Here is a 17,901-nt window from a genome sequence, read left to right on the forward strand (position 1 = left end):
GGCCTGACCTCACCCCGCCCTCGGTCGGCGCGACCGCTTCGCGCCAAGTCCCTACCCGAGCCATGCCCGAAACGGAGTGATCCCCGTGAGCCTGCACCCCTGCCCCAAGCACTCCCCGCAGCCCTGCCCGGTCGATCCGCTGGAATCCGCTCTGCTGTCCGCGTGGAACAACTCCCCGGACGTCATGGACGACTACCGCGACGAGGAGCCCGAAGACGACTCCGACTCCGGCCAGGACCGGTGACGTGATGGCCTCGCGACTGCGCATCGACGCCGTCCTGGTCCAGGCGGTCATCGCCGGGGCGCTGTCCTTCGCCCACCTGCACGACCTGGCCGCCGCTGCCGGACAGGACGGCTGGAAAGCCTGGGCCTACCCGGTCAGTGTCGACCTGCTGCTGGTGGCCGCGTGGCGCCGCCTGCGCACCGATGGCCCGTCCCGGCTGGCCTGGTGCTGGTTCGTCATCGCCCTGGTCGCCTCGCTCGGCGCGAACGTCGCCACCGCCGGACTCCTCGACCTGAATCAGGTCCCGGCCTGGCTGCGCATCCTCGTCGCCGCCTGGCCCGCCCTGGCCTTCATGGGCGGCACACTCCTCGCCCACTCAGCCACCGACCGGGTGCCGGATCCGCCGGCACCCGCGAGCGATCCGGAACCTGCGCCCAACCTCGCCCCCGAACCGGTGACCGAAGCAGCGGAGCTGGAGGCATCCCTGGCGCCTGCGGTGGAGGAAGCACCCGCGCTGCCTGCCCCTGAGCTGGTCCCGGCTCCTCCCGCTGCCCCTGCTGTGCCGGTCCCGGCCGCGCTGGTCGACCACGCCCGCAAGGTCGCCGACGACCACCACGCCCGGACCGGATCCCCGATTGACACCGACACCCTGCGCGCCCGCCTCGGCGTCCCGCCCCAGCTGGCCGACGCCATCGCCGCCCAACTCACCTGACTCGAAGGGAGAACCACCCGTCATGCCTGCCCGCGACCACTTCCACTCCGTGATGCGGATCGGCCCCGTGCAGATCGGCACCCACCGCGACCGCAACGGCCAGACCAAGTACGCCGCCGTGTGCACCGCCGACCGCTGCGGCTGGTCTGCCGACTACTCCAGCTCCGCCGCCGCCCAGCTCGCCGCCCGCACCCACCGCTGCAAGGTCCGCTAGGAGGCCCTCGTCATGGACGTCCCGCTCTGGCTCGCCCTGATCGTCGTCGGCTGGCTCGGCGTCAAGCTCATCCGCCCGCCCTGGTGGCTCGTCGCCGTGCTCCTCCTCGGCGGCTACCTCCTCGCCGACAGCCTCCTGGCCCCCGCCATCGACACCGCCGTCAAGTAACCCGACCAGGAAGGAAGATCCGCCATGCTCCGCCCCAAGGTTCCGACCAACCCGACACCGACCGGCCACCTCACCCCGGCCGCCGTCGTCGAACCGACCACCGTGATCCAGCAGCAGCCGATGGCCCCCGCGCCCGCCCCGGCTCCTGCCCGGCCCACCGTCCAGCTCACCCCCGGCACCGCGCTCGCCCTCGTCGGCGGCGGCACGGCTGTGGTCCTGGTCGTCGGCGCCGTCCTCGTCTCGATGCTGCTCGCCGTCGCCATCACCGGCGCCTCGGTCGCCGTCTGCGCCGTCGTCCTGCGCTCGCTGCTCGCCTCCGAGGCGAAGCGACGCTGACCGGCCCCCGGAGCGGCCTCAACCGCCAAGTCTCGTCCGCTCCGGGCGCCGTCCCTGTCCGATCCGGAAACCGGAAGGAACCTCCATCATGACCGGCCCGACCCCAGCCACCACCACAACCGCCCGGATCTGCCCGAACTGCGACGGCTTCCCCAGCGTCGCCGTCACCCTCGGCGGCCGCGATGCGCGCGGTTACCTGCGCACTCTGACCGTCGACTGCCGGGTCTGCAACGGCACCGGCACGCTGCCCGCCCGCCTCGCCTCGCTCGCTGGGGGCCGCACATGACCAACCCCGCGACCTTCGCGGGCCTGGACCCGACCACCCTGGGGGACCTCCTCCGGGTGGCCGGGTCTCCGGGCTTCGACCGCTGGCAGGACCAGATCCGCCGCACCGGAGGCTGCGCCGACCCCATCCACCTCCGCGGCTGGGTCGTGCACAAGGACAAGGTGACCGGCGAGACCCTGCACCGGTACACGACCGAGCATGAGCCAGGCGGACGGCTCCGCGTCGCCTGTGGCAACCGCCGCGCCTCCCGCTGCCCGGCCTGCGCCTGGACGTACGCCGGGGACACGTACCACCTCGTACGCGCTGGGCTCGTCGGCGACGACCGCCGGGACATCCCCGCCACGGTTCGTGATCACCCGAGAGTCTTCGCGACCCTGACGGCACCGTCCTTCGGTCCGGTCCACAACCGTCCCGACCACGGCGCATGCCGCTGTGGCACTCGGCACGCCCCGGATGACCCCGCCCTCGGGACTGCCCTCGACCCCACCACGTACGACTACGCGGGCGCGGTGCTGTTCAACAACCACGCTGGCAACCTGTGGCACCGCTTCGTGAACCGACTCCGCCGCGAGATCGCCACCCGCGCCGGGATCACCCAGCGCCAGCTTGCCGACACCGCCCGCCTTTCGTACGGCAAGGTCGCCGAGTTCCAGAAGCGGGGCGCCGTCCACTTCCACGCCGTGATCCGAATCGATGGTCCCGAGGGTCCGGAGACCTCGCCGCCTTCCTGGGCCACATCCAGCCTCCTCACGGACGCGATCCGCACCGCCGTCGCGCACTCGTACACCTCGGTCTCGGTACCTGCCTCCGACGACCAACCCGCACGCACCTTCCAGTGGGGCAGACAGCTCGACGTGCGGCTGGTGAAGGCGTTCGGTGACGGCTCCGACCTCACAGAGCAGGCGGTCGCCTCCTACGTCGCCAAGTACGCCACCAAGGCCGCCGAGAACACCGGCACCGTTGACCGCCGGATCGGCGAACTCTCCGAACTCGACCGCCACGGCGTCCCCGATCACGCCCGCCGCCTGATCACCGCATGCCGTGACCTTGATCGGCTCTACCCGGACCGCCGCCTGTGGGCCTGGGCTCACATGCTCGGCTTCCGGGGCCACTTCTCCTCCAAGTCCCGCCGCTACTCGACCACCCTCGGCGCTCTCCGCCAGGCGCGCGCCGACTACCGCGCCGCCCAGGAACGCCAGGCGCTCCGCTTGGAGGACCGCGAGCCGGACACCGTGCTCGTCCTCGCCGACTGGCAGTACGCCGGGCACGGACACACCCCCGGCGAATCCGCCCTCGCCGCCACCATCGCGCGAGACCTCCAGCTCAACCGCGAAACCGCCCGCGAAGCCATACGCGACCAGCTCGACGACGAAAGGGAGTGCTGACCTTGGCCTCAGAGCTGCCGAACCGGTTCCTGACCCCTGAGGACCTGGTCGAGATGTTCGAACTTCCCAGCGTCGAGACCGTCTACCAGTGGCGGCGCAAGCGCACCGGCCCCCGCGGCTTCCGAGTCGGCCGGCACCTCCGCTTCGACCCGAGCGACATCCGGGCCTGGGTGGACTCCCAGCTCGGGGAGGCCGCCTGATGGCCGGACACATCCAAGACCGGTGGTACAGGACCGAGGTCACCCCGGCCGGTAAGACCACCCGAGTCAGGACCGACCGCCACGGCAGCGGCCTGCGCTACCGCGCCCGCTACATAGGCCCTGACGGCACCGAGAAGAGCAAGTCCTTCCCTGACCGACAGAAGCGGCTCGCTGAGCAGTGGCTCACTCAGATCGAGGCGGACATGTCGCGCGGGCAGTACATCGATCCGCGCGCCGGTCGCCTGACCGTGAGGCAGCACGCTGAGCGGTGGCTCGCATCGCTCACCATGGACCCTGGCACGTACGTGGGTACAGAGATGCGCATTCGCCTGCACGTACTGCCGTACCTGGGTAGTCGCACGCTCGGTTCGCTCCGGCCGACGCACATCCGTGAGTGGCTGCGGAAGCTTGAGGACGGGGGAGTGGCACCCGCATACCAGCGGGTCATCTTCGCGAACCTCGGCACCATGCTCACGGCTGCCGTGGACGATCGCCTGATCCCACACAACCCTTGCCGTTCGTCTTCGGTACGGGCACCCAAGGTGGACCCGCGCCGGATCGTCCCGTGGTCGCGTGAGCGCGTCCTCGCGGTGCGTTCGGCTCTGCCCGAGCAGTATCAGCCCATGGTCGACATCGCTGGTGGGTGCGGCCTGCGCCAGGGCGAGGTGTTCGGGCTGGCGGTCGAAGACGTCGACTTCATCGAGGGCCTGGTCCGCGTGGTCCGCCAGGTCAAGCTCATCCATCACCGCCCCGTGTTCGCCCTGCCCAAGGGAGGTAAGACGCGTACGGTCCCGCTGCCTGAGAGCGTCGCTCGCTCGCTTGAGGAGCACATCACCCGGCACCCGCCTGCGGCTGTGACCCTGTCATGGCGGACGGTCGACGGCTCGCCGGTCACGGCGTCCCTGTTCTTCCGCAGCGACAAGGAGCGCGAGGTGATCCGCAACGACTTCAACCGTGCGGCCTGGCGTCCCGCCCTCGACGCGGCTGGCGTACCGCGCGGCCGGGAGAACGGCATGCACGCGCTCAGGCACTTCTACGCGTCCGTTCTGCTCGACGCCGGGGAGAGCGTCAAGGCTGTGTCCGAGTACCTGGGGCACCACGATCCCGGCTTCACCCTCCGCACGTACACGCACCTGATGCCGAGCAGCGAGAAGCGCACCCGTGAGGCAGTGAACCGGGCCTTCGGGGACGGCCTGAACACGGACGACGGCCCCACGACGGCCCAGGAGGAGTGAGGAGAGGAGGAAACGGCAGGTCAGTGCCTATGCGGCCTCACTTGCCGGTCTACTAGGCGCACGCCTTCCACGGAGGGGCTCGGCACCGCGCTGCCGGGCCCCTTTCCGCTGCCCGCGCGAGCAGCGGCGTCACGGTGGCGGCCGAGCCGAAGGGCCACCTGCCTCCCCGGCCGGGCAGGTGGGGCTACGAGCAGACCTTGCCGTCCTCGGGCACCGTTCCTTTCAGCAGATACGCGTTCACCGTGGAGTCGACACAGTCGCTCCCGCTTCCGTACGCCCCGTGGCCCTCGCCCTCCCAGGTGAGCTCCACACCGACGTCCTCGCCCAGCTCGTCCGCCATCCTCCTGGCGCCCTCGTACGGCGTCGCCGGGTCCCCGGTGTTGCCCACCACCAGCACAGGGGCTGCTCCCGGCGCGCTGACCTCGGGGGTGTCGAACTGGCCCGGGACCGGCCAGTCGTGACACCAGCCCGCCGTGTCCCAGCCCAGGAACTCCCCGAACACGGGCGAGATCTTCCGGAACTCGGGCAGCAGCCTCTTGGTCTCCTCGGGCGTCGGCCGCTGCTTCGCGTCCAGGCACGATATGACGCGTTGGGAGTGTGTCGTCGTGCCGTAGCGCCCCGAGGAGTCGCGCTCGTTGTAGCTGTCGGCGAGCGCCAGCAGCTCGGAGCCGTCCCCGTCCTCGGCCGCGTCGAGCGCGCTGGTCAGGGCCGGCCAGAGCTGCTCGCTGTAGAGCGGCTGGACGATGCCGGTGAGCGCCAGCGTCTGGGTGAGCTCCCGACCGGACGACGCGGGCAGTGGCTCCGCGTCGATCCGCTCCAGAAGGTCCGCGATCTTCCGTGTGCCCTCCTGTGGTTCCTGGCCGGTGGACCTCAGGTAGTTGTCGAGGGCGCGCTGGAAGCCGAGGGTCTGGTTCTTCGCGTGGCCCGCCGTGTCGGCGCTCGGGTCGACGACCGCGTCCAGCACCAGACGGCCCACGTTCTTCGGGAACAGGTGCGCGTAGACCCCGCCGAGCTCGGTGCCGTAGGAGATGCCGAAGTAGTGCGTCTTCCTGTCACCGAGGACCTGGCGCATCAGGTCCATGTCGCGGGCCGTGTCGGTGGTGGAGACATGCGCCAGCAGCTTGCCCGCCGCCTTCTCGCAGCCCGCTGCGAAGCCGGCCGCGTCCTTCAGATACGCCGACTCCTCGGCCGCGTCGTCCGGTGTGGCGTCCACCGACTCCGCGGCCTGGATCTCCTTGTCGCTCCGGCAGCGCACACCCTCGCTGGCAGCGACTCCGCGCGGGTCCCAGCTCACCAGGTCGTACCGCTCGTGCAGCTTGCCAATGATGCCGCCGTACGACGGCATCATGGACACGCCCGATCCGCCGGGGCCGCCGAAGTTGAACAGCAGCGAGCCGATGCGGTCGTCCGGGTCGCCGGTCGCCTTCGAACGGATCAGGGCGAGCTCTATCCGCTCCCCGTCCGGTTTGTTCCAGTCGAGGGGCGCCTTCAGCGTGGCGCACTGCCAGTCGCCGCCGGGTGCCGGGCCCTCCGACGTCGCCTTGCAGCGGCCCCAGTCGAGCTGCTGCGAGGTGTGTGGCTTCCCGTCGGTGCCGTCCCCCGACGAGCCGCCGACACAGCCGGCCAACAGCAACGCGGAGGCGGCCAGAGCCGTCCACCGTACGCATCGCGCCATGAGCACTTCCCCCCTCGCATCGCCGTCCGCCGGATGTCGCGGATGACAGTCATGCCATCGTAGGCGGACTGCCACGATTGGCGATGTGGCCTGTGGATAACCCTGTGACCTGCACTGTTACAGAGTCAAAGGCGCTGCTTCACGAGCAGACGCTCCCCGCCTCGGGGACCTTTCCCTCCAGCAGATAGGCGTTCACGGCTTCCCGGACGCACCTGTTGCCACTGCTGTAGGCGCCATGCCCCTGCCCTCTGTACGTGAGCTCCACCCCGACCCCCTCACCCAGCGCCTGCGCCATCTTCCTCGCCCCCTCGTAGGGCGTGGCCGGGTCCCCGGTGTTGCCGATCACGAGGATCGGCGCCGCGCCGGGCGCGCTCACGTCGGGATGGTCGGCGGCCCCGGGGACGGCCCAGTCCGCGCAGCTGAGCATTTCCCAGGCGAGGGTGTCGCCGAAGAGGGGGGAGGCGGCCCGGAACGCGGGCAGCCTCGCCGTCACGTCCTCCACCGTGTAGCGGGGCCTGCCGTCCGCGCAGTTGATGGAGACGTTCGCCGCGATGAGGTTGCTGTACTCCCCGTTCTCGCTCCGCCCGTTCAGCGAGTCGGCCAGCAGCATCAGCACCGTGCCGTCACCGTCGTACGCCTGCTCCAGGCCCTGTGTCAGGTACTCCCAGAGCTCCCGGGAGTACAGGGCCTGAAGGATTCCGTCGGTTGCGATGGACTCCGTCAGTTCGCGTGGGAAGGTCCCCGGGATCGGTTTGCCGTCGAGATCCCTCAGCAGCCCGGCGATCCGGTCCTTGACCTCCTGTGCGGTGTCGCCGACCGGGCAGCCCTCCTCCTGCGAGACGCAGTCCCGCGCATAGTTGTCGAGGGCGAGCTGGAAGCCCCTGGCCTGCCCGAGGGCGCCCTGTTCCGGGTTCTTTGTCGGGTCGACGACCGCGTCGAAGACGGCCCGGCCCACGTTCTTGGGGAACAGGTGGGCGTAGACCCCGCCGAGCTCGGTGCCGTAGGAGATGCCGAAGTAGTGCAGCTGCCGGTCACCGAGGACCTGGCGCATCAGGTCCATGTCGCGCGCCGCGTCCGTGGTGCGGACATGGGGGAGCGTGCTGCCGGAGTTCTTCTCGCAGTCGGAGTTGAAGGCCGTCGTGCTGTCGAGGAGCTTCTCCTCCTCGGCCCTGTGGTCGGGCGTCATGTCCTGCTGGAGGTACTCGTCGATGCCCTCGTCGTCCTCGCATTCGACGCCCGCGCTGCGGCCGACGCCGCGCGGGTCGAAGCTCACCAGGTCATAGCGGGTGCGCAGCCCCGCGAAGTCCTCGCCGAAGGCGGGCAGGGCGGTGACGCCGGAGGCGCCGGGCCCGCCGAAGTTGAACACGAGGGAGCCGATGCGCTCGTTCCCGGCCCCGCCGGCCCCGGCACGGATGAGTTCGATGTCGATCGTGTCGCCCTGGGGATCGTTCCAGTCGAGCGGAGCCTTCATGGTGGCGCACTGCCACTTCGTGCCGTCCGGCAGCGGAGAGGGCGGGGGTCCGTCCCCTTGGGACGTCGTCGGCGCCGGGCAGTCCTCCCAGCTCAGCTTCTGGTCCGTGAGGTCCTCGTCCTTGGGGGCGTCGTCACCGCAGCCGGCCAGCAGCGAGGCCAGCAGGACAGCCGAGACGGTCAGGACAGTGGCGCGGGGCCGGGGCTGGGCGGGCATGCTGTCCATCCTGGCCGTGCCCCGGCGCGTGCGCTCGGGGCGTGGGCCGTGCGGGTGAGGACGGTTCCCGACGGCCACGCGTCCCGGCGGCTACACGCGCGCGTGCCCCGTTGCGCGTGTCCCGCGCGTGCGCAACGAGGCCCCCACGCGTGCGCGTGCCTACAACGCGCCCTTGCGTGTCAGCTGGTTGAACGCCAGCCAGCCCGGCAGCACGGGCAGCCACAGTGTGAGCAGCCGGTACAGGAGCACCGCGGGGACCGCGACCTCCTGGGGGAGCCCGACGGCGATCAGACCGACGGTGAGGGTGGCCTCGACCGCGCCCACACCGCCCGGGGTCGGCGCCGCGGACCCGAGCGCGTTGCCCGCGAGGAAGACGACCGCGACGCTGGCGATGCTGAGCGCGGGCATGTCCTCGCGGCCGAACGCCCGGATCGAGGCGTCCAGGCACATCACGAAGCAGGCCGTGAGCAGCACCATGCCGCCGATGCCCGTGATCAGCTTCTGGGGCCGCTGCAGTACGTCGAGCATGCGCGGCACGACACCCGCGAACAGCGACCTCACGCGCGTGACGACGAACTTGCGCAGGAACGGCACCGACGTCACCACGAGCACGAGGACCGCGACCGTCAGCAGACCCGCGATGACGGTGCGGGACGGCGACAGGGAGGGGGTCTTCTCGGTACCCGTCAGATAGCCGAAGGACAGCAGCATCAGGATGTGGCAGCCCAGCCCGAACAGCTGCGACGCGCCGACGCTCGCCACCGCGAGCCCCGGCCGTACCCCCGCGCGCTGCAGGAAGCGCGCGTTGAGGGCGACACCCCCCACCGCCGCGGGTGCCACGATCTTCACGAACGAGCCGGCGACCTGCGCCGCCACGGTCCGCAGGAACGGCACCCGCTCGGGCACGAAGCCCAGCAGGCTCATCGCCGCCGCGACATAGCTCAACGCGGAGAACGCGACGGCCGCGGCGACCCAGCCCCACTCGGCGTTCTGGACGAGCGGCCCGAACTTCGTGTGGGCGAGCTGTGTCAGCAGGAAGTACGCGCCGATCGCGCCGGCGATGAAACTGATCAGCGTGCGCGGCCTGATCCGCTCCAGGCGCGCCGGTTCGACCGGAGCCTGAGGCCGGATCAACAGCACCTGATGGCGGATCTGGGTGAGCAGATCCTCCTCACGCGCCTCCTCGATGGCCTCGTCGATCGCCCGTTTCTCGGCCCGCTGCTCGGCCCGTACGGCCTTCTTGTCGGCCTTTCCGGCCGCGGACGCCTGGGATTCATCGGATTCATCCTGGCGGTCCTGCTTGGCCTGCTGGGACGCCTCCAGGACCGCCTCGCGCTCGCGCTCGGCCCGCTCCCGGGCCAGCCTGCGCAGTGTCGCGCGCGTGGAACGCGACAGCGCGATGGGTTGCAGCAGCGGCAGGCAGTCGGCCACCGCGTCGGGGCCGAGCACGCTCACCGCCGAGGCGACGGCCCGCTCGGCGCCCACCCGAAGCCCCAGCGTCGTCAGCAGCTGGGACACGTCCATGCGCAGCAGCAGGTCACCGGCCGCGATCTCGCCGACGCGCAGATCGGTGAGGATCACGTTGCCGGAACGGTCGACCAGAATCGCGTCGCCCACGAGCCTGCGGTGCGCGATGCGCCGCGACTGCAGGGCGCGCACCTGGTTCCAGGTGTCGCGCAGCAGGTCGTCGGTGATCTCCTCGTCCGCCAGGGAGTCGAGGGTGCGGCCACCCGTGTGCTCGTAGACGAGCATCACGGCGTCCGGGCCGAGTTCCGAGGTCGCGATCAGCTTGGGCGCGTTGGCACCGGCCGCGATGGCCGCGTACGCGAGGAGCGCCTCCTGCTCCAGGGCCTGGCGCAGCGACTGGAGGCTGCGGCGCGTGGCGAGGCCGCGCAGCGTCAGGTTGCGCCAGGCGCGGTAGAAGAAGCCCTGTGCCTGCTGTTCCCGGTCAACGACCGTGACGTCCAGCGGTGGGCCGTCCTCGAGCGTCACGAAGTACCGGCGGCCCCGGTCACCGCTCTCCCCCGTGTCCGAGACCTCCTCACGGGCCGCGCTCACGGGTTTGAAACCGACGTGCCGCAGCCCGGCCATCAGGGTGCGCCCCGTGGGACGGACGTTCGGCGAGCCGACGGCGTACAGCGTCCCGTAGGCGACGGTCCAGCCGATCAGGACCGTCAGGATGATCGAGAAGGGTGTCGTGTACCCGGTGACCAGCATCGAGAACGCGTCGAGCAGCAGCACGATCCACAGCACCGCGCGCCATCGCGGCCTGCGTGACATGCCCACGGCCGTCATATACGCGATGACGGGCGCGAGGTAGCCGTGCACCGGATCGGTGAGGGCGGTGATGTCGCCGGGGGAGGGCTGGGTGAGCGCCTCCTGGAGCGAGTCCGGGGCGGCCCTGGCCACCCACAGGTCCATGGCGAGTGTCACCCCGTGCGCGAGGACCGCCGCGAGCACGCCGTCGGCGATACGCAGCCCGTCCCGCTTGATCAGCCGCTCGATCGCGAAGGCGACCGGCACCAGCAGGATCGCGATGCTCGACGCCAGACCCGCGATGTTGATCAGCAGATCGGGTGCCTGCCCGGTGCCCTTGTTGATGTCCTTCTCGAGTCCGGAGGTGGTGCCGTGCGCGAACGCGGCGATCGCCAGCAGCACCACGACCGCGAGCACGCCCACCAGGAGCCGCATGAGGTCGGAAGGACGGTGCACGCGCGCGGGGAGCAGCGGTTCGTCGCCCTCCACCTCGTCGACGTACGCCTCGTCCGGGTCGGCCGTACCCGGCTCGACCTGCCGCTTCGCGTTTCCGCGGGTCTCGGGGGCGGGTGTTTCGCCGGTTTCCTCAGGGATTTGGGCCCCATCCGTCGTCTTCGAAGGGGTCATGGAAGAGGACGTGTCCTTCGTGCCCTCGTCCGCGGTGTCCGGGCGCGACGACGCGTCAGAGGTGCCCGCAGCGTCTTCTGGGTGCACGCTCTGCTGCCTCATCGTCTCTTCTTGATCTCTTATCACCGGTCACCGCCCGCACGATGGTGGCATGCCCCGTGGACAGGCGCGGGCATCAGGGTGCAATACGGGGGCGCACAGTCTGCCCGAAGCGCGGCGCGAGGGCGAGGGATACGCGCGACCGCCACCACGTCCCATTGTCGGTGGGGTCGGGCAGGATGGGGCGGATGAGCGAGCAGAGCCTTCCGGCGGACGCCCTGCCGGAGTACGCGGAGCGGGTCCTCGAGGTCGCCGACCTGATCCCGCCCGGGCGCGTGATGACGTACGGCGATGTCGCCGAGTGGCTGGAAGAGGGCGGACCGCGCCAGGTGGGGCGCGTGATGGCCCTCTACGGGGGCGCCGTCCCGTGGTGGCGGGTCGTCCGCGCGGACGGAGTGCTGCTCCAGGGCCACGAACTCGAGGCCCTGGGCCACTACCGCTCCGAGGGCACGCCCCTGCGTGAGGCGGGCCGGGCAACAGAGGGGCATCTGCCGCGAGTCGATATGAAACGGGCGCGATGGGACGGCGGCGAGCGCGCGGAACATCACACCTGAACCTGACGGCCTCCGGCGGCCGTCCGACAGAAGGGCGGCGCATAACCCGTACGGGGGACACGGGGCACATCCGTGACATGCCGTACGTTCATGGGGCGAGGGACTCGCGTGTCGTGCGGGCCGGGAGGGAACAAGAGGAAGCTCTGCTTCCGCACTGCCCGTCGGCGTAGCGTCGGCTGGACGTGTCCCCGTTACTGTCCCCCTCACCCCGAGGCCACCGCCCTCCACGCACAACCCGAGTACACCCACCAGGACCGGCGAACCACGTGAGCTCCTCTTTCTCCACCACACGCCTGTCGCACACCCCGGTGCGACAGGGGAGCCGTGGCGCTTACCAGCTGGTGAGGACCCCGCCCACCGGAGTGGACCCCCCTCGTCTTGACGCAACCCAGCGTGCCGTGGTTGACCACGAGACCGGCCCGCTGCTCGTCCTCGCAGGTCCGGGCACCGGCAAGACCACCACGCTCGTCGAGTCCGTGGCGGACCGTATCGCGCGCGGGGCGGACCCCGAGCGGGTCCTGGTGCTGACGTTCAGCCGCAAGGCCGCCGTGGAACTGCGCGACCGCATGGCCCTGCGGATCGGCGCCGCACGCGCGCCTCGGGCGACCACCTTCCACTCCTTCTGCTACGCCCTGGTCCGCGCCCACCAGGACAGCGACCTGTTCGTCGAACCGCTGCGGCTGCTGTCGGGCCCCGAGCAGGACGTGGCCGTCCGTGAACTCCTCGCCGGCCAGCCGGACCTGGAGCGCCTCGGTCTGGCGCATGTCCGCTGGCCGGACGAACTGCGCGCCTGCCTGACCACGCGGGGCTTCGCCGACGAGGTCCGCGCCGTGCTGGCCCGCAGCCGCGAGCTGGGGCTGGGCCCCGCCGACCTGAAGCAGTTCGCCGCGCGTATCGGCCGCCCGGACTGGCTCGCGGCCTCCACCTTCCTCGCCGAATACCTCGACGTCCTCGACCTGCAAGGAGTCCTCGACTACGCCGAACTGGTCCACCGCGCCGTGCTCCTCGCCCGCCGCCCGGAGGTCGCCGAGCGCCTCGCCGCGCAGTACGACGCCGTCTACGTGGACGAGTACCAGGACACCGACCCGGCACAGGTACGGCTGCTCCAGGCCCTGGCGGGCGGAGGCCGGACACTGGTCGCCTTCGGCGACCCCGACCAGTCGATCTACACGTTCCGTGGCGCGGACGTGAACGGCATTCTGGACTTCCCCGTGGCCTTCCCGCGCGCGGACGGCCGTCCCGCTCCGCTGGAGGTCCTGAGGGCCTCCCGCCGCTCGGGCGCTGTCCTGCTCACCGCGACGCGCCTGCTCACCCAGCGCATGCCGCTGACCCGGCTCCCGGCGGAGAAGGTGCGGGCCCACCGCGAGTTGCAGCCGGTACGGGACGGCGGGCGCGTCGAGGTCTACACGTACCCGACGCCGGGGACCGAGCTGGACAACATCGCCGACATCCTGCGCCGGGCCCACCTCGAGGACGGCGTCCCGTGGAGAGACATGGCGGTCCTGGTGCGGGCGGGTTCCCGCACGATCCCGTCGGTCCGTCGCGCGCTCACCGCGGCGGGCGTACCCCTGGAGATCGACGGCGACGACGTCCCGCTGCGGCAGGAACCGGCGGTGGCGCCCCTGCTGACGGCGCTGCGGGCGGTGGCACGGGCGGAGCTGGGCGAGACACCGGGGGAGCCCCCTCAAGGGGCCTTGGACAGGATCCCGGAAGGGCCTTCGGACGAGCCCTCCGAAGAACCCGGACAGCAGCCGCCCTGGCTGGACACCGAGACCGCGCTCGCCCTCCTCGCCTCCCCCCTCGCGGGCATGGACACCGCCGACCTGCGCCGCCTCGGCCGTGCCCTGCGCGAGGAGGAGCGGGCCGCGGGCAACCCCCTGCCACCGCCCTCGGACGAGTTGCTGGCCCGTGCGCTGGCCGAGCCGGAGCGCCTGGTCGCGCACGACCCGGCCTACGCGCGCGGCGCCCAGCGGCTCGGCGAGCTGCTGCGCCGGGCCCGCAAGCGCCTCGCGGACGGCGGTACGGCCGAGGAGGCGCTGTGGGAGCTGTGGGACGGCACACCGTGGCCCAGGCGGCTGGAGTGGGCCGCCCGGCGCGGCGGCGCGGCCGGCCGCAACGCGGACCGGGACCTCGACGCCGTGTGCGCGCTGTTCGCGACCGCGGCCCGCGCGGAGGAGCGCTCCGGCGGGCGCGGTGCCCTCAACTTCCTGGAGGAGACCGGGGCCGAGGACATCGCCGCCGACACGCTCACCAGGAGGGCCGTACGGCCCGACGCCGTGCGCCTGATGACCGCGCACCGCTCCAAGGGCCTGGAGTGGCGGCTGGTGGTCGTCGCGGGCGTCCAGGAAGGGCTGTGGCCCGACCTGCGCCGCCGCGGCTCCCTCCTGGAGGCCGACCGCATCGGACGCGACGGCCTCGCCGAACCGCTCACCCCGGGGGCGCTCCTGGCGGAGGAGCGGCGCCTGTTCTATGTGGCCGCCACGCGTGCGCGTGAACGCCTCGTCGTCACCGCCGTGAAGGCCCCCGCCGACGACGGCGACCAGCCCTCCCGCTTCCTCACCGAACTCGGCGTCGAGCCCAAGGACGTCACCGGCCGCCCCCGCCGCCCGCTGTCCGTCGCCGCGCTCGTCGCCGAACTGCGCGCCACGACGGTCGACCCGCGTGCATCGGACACCCTCAGGGAGGCCGCCGCCCGCCGCCTTGCCCGGCTCGCCGCGCTCGGCGACGAGGACGGCCGCCCCCTGGTGCCCTCGGCGCACCCGTACCGCTGGTGGGGCATGTTCGACCCCACGGAGAGCAAGGTCCCGTTGAGGAACCGTGACCAGCCCGTCGTGCTCTCCGGCAGTGCCCTCGACCAGCTCGCCAACACCTGCGCCCTGCAGTGGTTCCTGGGCCGCGAGGTGAAGGCCGACGCGCCCGCGACCACCGCCCAGGGCTTCGGCAACGTCGTCCACGTCCTGGCCGACGAGGTCGCCTCCGGCCGTACCCCGGCCGACCTCGACGTCCTCATGGAGCGCCTCGACTCCGTGTGGAACGCGCTCGCCTTCGACGCGCCATGGAAGTCCGAACAGGAGAAAGGGCACGCGCGCGTGGCGCTCGAACGCTTCCTCAAGTGGCACGTCATGGAGCGCACCGGGCGCACTCCGGTGGCCAGCGAGCACGACTTCGACGTGACCCTGGAGGCGGGCGACTACGAGGTGCGCATCCGCGGTTCCATGGACCGTGTCGAGACGGACGGCGAGGGCCGCGCCTACGTCGTCGACTTCAAGACCGGCAAGCAGGCACCGAGCACCGCCGAGGTGGAACGCCACCCGCAGCTCGCCGTCTACCAGCTCGCCGTCCGCGAGGGTGCCGTCGACGAGGCCTTCGACGGCGTACGGCCCGAGCCGGGCGGCGCCGAACTCGTCCAGCTGCGCCAGGGGGCCGCCAAGAAGGACGGCGGGGAGACCGTGCCCAAGGTGCAGGCACAGCAGCCCCTGGAAGGGGAGTGGGTCGGCGACCTGCTGGCCACCGCCGCGGGCAAGGTCCTCGACGAGCGGTTCTCACCGACCACGGGACAACAGTGCACACACTGCGCTTTCCGGGCTTCGTGCAGCGCGCGGCCGGAGGGACGCCATGTGGTCGAGTAACGCCCGTTGCCCACAGCGTGACGTGTGCTGACCAGCGCTTCTCCCCGCTCTCGCGGCGGCCCGGCACCCGCTGTCAGTGGCCACCGCTAGCCTCTCTGGGGTGTCCGCCCGTATCACCGATCCCGAGCAGCTCAAGGAGCTCCTCGGGATTCCGTTCACCCCGGAGCAGACGGCCTGCATCACCGCGCCGCCCGCCCCGCAGGTGATCGTGGCCGGAGCCGGCTCCGGTAAGACCACGGTGATGGCCGCGCGCGTGGTGTGGCTCGTCGGCACCGGACAGGTCGCCCCGGAACAGGTACTGGGCCTGACTTTCACCAACAAGGCGGCCGGCGAACTGGCCGAGCGCGTACGGAAGGCGCTCGTCAAGGCGGGCGTCACCGACCCGGACGTGATCGATCCCGACAACCCGCCGGGCGAGCCGGTCATCTCCACGTACCACTCCTTCGCGGGCCGCCTGCTGACCGACCACGGCCTGCGCATCGGGCTGGAACCCACCTCCCGCCTCCTGGCCGACGCCACCCGCTACCAGCTCGCCGCGCGCGTGCTGCGCGAGGCTCCGGGCCCCTACCCGGCGCTCGCCCGCTCCTTCCCGGACCTCGTCAGCGACCTCCTCGCCCTCGACTCCGAACTCGCCGAGCACCTCGTGAGCCCCGAGGAACTGCGCGCGTACGACGCCGAGCTCCTGCATGACCTGGAGAGCGCCAAGCTCACCAACGCAGACCTCCGCAAGGTCCCCGAGACGGCCGCCGCCCGCCGCGAACTCGCCGAACTGGTAGGGCGCTACCGGGCGGCCAAACGCGAGCGCGACCTGCTGGACTTCGGCGACCAGATCGCGCTGTCGGCCCGGCTCGCCCAGCTCCCCGAAGTGGGCCGCCTGTTGCGGGACGAGTTCCGGGTGGTCCTCCTCGACGAGTACCAGGACACCTCCGTGGCCCAACGCGTCCTGCTGGCGGGCCTGTTCGGCGGCGGCACCGGCCACCCCGTGACGGCGGTCGGCGACCCCTGCCAGGCCATCTACGGCTGGCGCGGCGCCTCCGTCGCCAACCTCGACGACTTCCCCGAGCACTTCGCCCACGCCGGCGGCCACCCGGCGACCCGCCAGGCGCTCAGTGAGAACCGCCGCAGCGGCGGCCGTCTCCTCGACCTCGCCAACGGCCTCGCGGAGCCCCTGCGCGCCATGCACGCGGGCGTGGAGGCCCTCCGCCCCGCCCCCGGCGCCGAGCTCGACGGCACGGTGCGCTGCGCCCTGCTGCGCACCCACGCCGAGGAGATCGACTGGATCGCCGACTCCATCGCCCACCTCGTACGCACCGGGAAGGAGCCCGCCGAGATCGCGGTCCTGTGCCGCACGGCGACCGACTTCGCCCAGATCCAGGGCGCCCTGGTCGCCCGCGACATCCCCGTGGAGGTCGTCGGCCTCTCCGGACTGCTGCACCTCCCCGAGGTGGCCGATCTCGTCGCCGTCTGCGAGGTCCTCCAGGACCCGGGTGCCAACGCCTCCCTGGTCCGCCTGCTCACCGGCCCGCGCTGGCGCATCGGCGCGCGCGACCTCGCCCTCCTCGGGCGGCGGGCCCGGCTTCTCGTGTCCCACGCGCGCGTGGGGGCCGACGACGACCCGGACCAGCGGCTCGCCGCGGCCGTCGAAGGGGTCGACCCGGCCGAGGTGATCTCGCTCGCGGACGCGCTCGACACGTTCCTGGAGCTGCCGTTCGAGGCCGAGCGCGAGGACGACAGACTGCCCTTCTCGCCGGAAGCGCGCGTGCGGTTCGCCCGCCTCGCCGCCGAACTGCGGGATCTGCGCCGCTCCCTCGCCGATCCGCTGATGGACGTCCTGCACCGAGTGCTCGCCGTCACCGGCCTGGAGGTGGAGCTCTCCGCGTCCCCGCACGCCCTGGCCGCACGCCGCCGCGAGACGCTCTCCAACTTCCTGGACATCGCCGCGTCCTTCGCCGCCCACAGCGACGGCGAGGCGACCCTGCTCGCGTTCCTCGGGTTCCTGCGCACGGCGGCCCAGTACGAGAAGGGTCTCGACAACGCGCTCCCGGGCGGCGAGAACACCGTCAAGGTGCTCACCGCCCACAAGTCCAAGGGCCTCGAGTGGGACGTCGTGGCGGTCCCCGGCCTGGTGACCGGAACCTTCCCGAGCGGCCAGGGCCGTGAGAAGTGGACCGCCCAGAGCAAGGTCCTCCCGCACGAGCTGCGCGGTGACGCCGACACACTGCCCGATGTCGAGGCCTGGGACTCCCGCGGGATGAAGGCCTTCCACGAGGCCATGAAGGACCACCAGCACACCGAGGAACTCCGCCTCGGCTATGTCACGTTCACCCGCCCCCGCTCCCTGCTCCTCGGCTCCGGCCACTGGTGGGGACCCTCCCAGAAGCGCCCGCGCGGGCCGTCCGACTTTCTGAAAGCGCTGTACAACCACAGCGCCGCCGGGTACGGCGAGATCGAGGCCTGGGCAGACGAACCCGAGGAGGACGAGGAGAACCCCGCCCTGCGTGAGGCGGCCGCCGACCACGCGTGGCCTCTCCCGCTGGACGACGCGGCCCTCGCCCGCCGCCGCGCGGCCGCGGAGACCGTCCTGGCCCACCTGGAGAGGGCCGCCTCCCACGAGG

General features: G+C 71.8%; 15 protein-coding genes. 12 read left to right on the plus strand and 3 right to left on the minus strand.

Annotated features, from left to right (window positions below):
- Positions 1-85 precede the first annotated feature (85 nt).
- The 9 genes from FNH04_RS46640 to FNH04_RS21970 all read left to right on the plus strand — a co-directional run bounded on the left by FNH04_RS46640 (position 86) and on the right by FNH04_RS21970 (position 4,759).
- Positions 86-244 (plus strand): hypothetical protein, encoded by a 159-nt coding sequence (locus FNH04_RS46640; protein WP_194236766.1) that lies wholly within the window; start codon positions 86-88, stop codon positions 242-244.
- Between the two features lie 4 nt (positions 245-248).
- Positions 249-935 (plus strand): DUF2637 domain-containing protein, encoded by a 687-nt coding sequence (locus FNH04_RS21935; protein ID WP_152786845.1) that lies wholly within the window; start codon positions 249-251, stop codon positions 933-935.
- A gap of 22 nt (positions 936-957) precedes the next feature.
- Positions 958-1,149: a mobile element transfer protein gene (locus tag FNH04_RS21940; RefSeq protein WP_152786823.1), complete on the plus strand. Its 192-nt coding sequence runs from the start codon at positions 958-960 to the stop codon at positions 1,147-1,149.
- A 12-nt stretch (positions 1,150-1,161) separates the two neighbouring features.
- Positions 1,162-1,317 (plus strand): hypothetical protein, encoded by a 156-nt coding sequence (locus FNH04_RS21945; RefSeq protein ID WP_152786825.1) that lies wholly within the window; start codon positions 1,162-1,164, stop codon positions 1,315-1,317.
- A 24-nt stretch (positions 1,318-1,341) separates the two neighbouring features.
- The gene (locus FNH04_RS21950) at positions 1,342-1,653 is read left to right on the plus strand and encodes a SpdD-like protein (protein WP_152786827.1); all 312 of its coding nucleotides are present in this window, start codon (positions 1,342-1,344) and stop codon (positions 1,651-1,653) included.
- A gap of 88 nt (positions 1,654-1,741) precedes the next feature.
- Positions 1,742-1,939, plus strand: a complete 198-nt coding sequence (locus FNH04_RS21955) for a hypothetical protein (protein ID WP_152786829.1) — start codon at positions 1,742-1,744, stop codon at positions 1,937-1,939.
- Positions 1,936-3,324, plus strand: a complete 1,389-nt coding sequence (gene repSA, locus FNH04_RS21960) for a replication initiator protein RepSA (protein ID WP_152786831.1) — start codon at positions 1,936-1,938, stop codon at positions 3,322-3,324. The genes FNH04_RS21955 and repSA overlap by 4 nt, the downstream gene beginning before the upstream one ends.
- Entirely contained in the window at positions 3,318-3,524 is a 207-nt protein-coding gene (locus tag FNH04_RS21965) for a helix-turn-helix transcriptional regulator (protein ID WP_069743943.1), read from the plus strand. The genes repSA and FNH04_RS21965 overlap by 7 nt, the downstream gene beginning before the upstream one ends.
- On the plus strand, positions 3,524-4,759 hold the full coding sequence (locus FNH04_RS21970; RefSeq protein WP_152786835.1) for a tyrosine-type recombinase/integrase: 1,236 nt from the start codon (positions 3,524-3,526) through the stop codon (positions 4,757-4,759). The genes FNH04_RS21965 and FNH04_RS21970 overlap by 1 nt, the downstream gene beginning before the upstream one ends.
- A gap of 184 nt (positions 4,760-4,943) precedes the next feature.
- Here FNH04_RS21970 and FNH04_RS21975 read toward each other — a convergent pair whose 3' ends face one another.
- From FNH04_RS21975 to FNH04_RS21985, 3 genes are all read right to left on the minus strand, one after another.
- Positions 4,944-6,434, minus strand: a complete 1,491-nt coding sequence (locus FNH04_RS21975; RefSeq protein ID WP_152786837.1) for an alpha/beta hydrolase — start codon at positions 6,432-6,434, stop codon at positions 4,944-4,946.
- 139 nt (positions 6,435-6,573) lie between these two features.
- On the minus strand, positions 6,574-8,121 hold the full coding sequence (locus tag FNH04_RS21980) for an alpha/beta hydrolase (protein WP_152786839.1): 1,548 nt from the start codon (positions 8,119-8,121) through the stop codon (positions 6,574-6,576).
- A gap of 159 nt (positions 8,122-8,280) precedes the next feature.
- Entirely contained in the window at positions 8,281-11,106 is a 2,826-nt protein-coding gene (locus tag FNH04_RS21985) for a lysylphosphatidylglycerol synthase transmembrane domain-containing protein (protein ID WP_152786841.1), read from the minus strand.
- Between the two features lie 185 nt (positions 11,107-11,291).
- Between FNH04_RS21985 and FNH04_RS21990 the strand changes: the two genes are divergently transcribed.
- The 3 genes from FNH04_RS21990 to FNH04_RS22000 form a co-directional block, all read left to right on the plus strand.
- On the plus strand, positions 11,292-11,657 hold the full coding sequence (locus tag FNH04_RS21990; RefSeq protein WP_322723501.1) for an MGMT family protein: 366 nt from the start codon (positions 11,292-11,294) through the stop codon (positions 11,655-11,657).
- A gap of 266 nt (positions 11,658-11,923) precedes the next feature.
- Positions 11,924-15,286, plus strand: coding sequence for an ATP-dependent helicase (locus FNH04_RS21995; RefSeq protein WP_322723502.1), 3,363 nt, complete (start codon positions 11,924-11,926; stop codon positions 15,284-15,286).
- A gap of 100 nt (positions 15,287-15,386) precedes the next feature.
- Positions 15,387-17,901, plus strand: a 2,515-nt coding sequence (locus FNH04_RS22000; protein ID WP_322723504.1) for an ATP-dependent helicase, incomplete at its 3' end; no start/stop codon positions are given.

This window comes from Streptomyces phyllanthi, assembly GCF_009377205.1.
Classification (GTDB): Bacteria; Actinomycetota; Actinomycetes; order Streptomycetales; family Streptomycetaceae; genus Streptomyces; species Streptomyces phyllanthi.

Coding starts and splice junctions, on each gene's coding strand:
- FNH04_RS21935 (WP_152786845.1), top strand. CDS start 249: ATGGCCTCGCGACTGCGCATCGACGCCGTCCTGGTCCAGGCGGTCATC.
- FNH04_RS21940 (WP_152786823.1), top strand. CDS start 958: ATGCCTGCCCGCGACCACTTCCACTCCGTGATGCGGATCGGCCCCGTG.
- FNH04_RS21945 (WP_152786825.1), top strand. CDS start 1,162: ATGGACGTCCCGCTCTGGCTCGCCCTGATCGTCGTCGGCTGGCTCGGC.
- FNH04_RS21950 (WP_152786827.1), top strand. CDS start 1,342: ATGCTCCGCCCCAAGGTTCCGACCAACCCGACACCGACCGGCCACCTC.
- FNH04_RS21955 (WP_152786829.1), top strand. CDS start 1,742: ATGACCGGCCCGACCCCAGCCACCACCACAACCGCCCGGATCTGCCCG.
- repSA (WP_152786831.1), top strand. CDS start 1,936: ATGACCAACCCCGCGACCTTCGCGGGCCTGGACCCGACCACCCTGGGG.
- FNH04_RS21970 (WP_152786835.1), top strand. CDS start 3,524: ATGGCCGGACACATCCAAGACCGGTGGTACAGGACCGAGGTCACCCCG.
- FNH04_RS21975 (WP_152786837.1), bottom strand. CDS start 6,434: ATGGCGCGATGCGTACGGTGGACGGCTCTGGCCGCCTCCGCGTTGCTG.
- FNH04_RS21980 (WP_152786839.1), bottom strand. CDS start 8,121: ATGCCCGCCCAGCCCCGGCCCCGCGCCACTGTCCTGACCGTCTCGGCT.
- FNH04_RS21985 (WP_152786841.1), bottom strand. CDS start 11,106: ATGAGGCAGCAGAGCGTGCACCCAGAAGACGCTGCGGGCACCTCTGAC.
- FNH04_RS21990 (WP_322723501.1), top strand. CDS start 11,292: ATGAGCGAGCAGAGCCTTCCGGCGGACGCCCTGCCGGAGTACGCGGAG.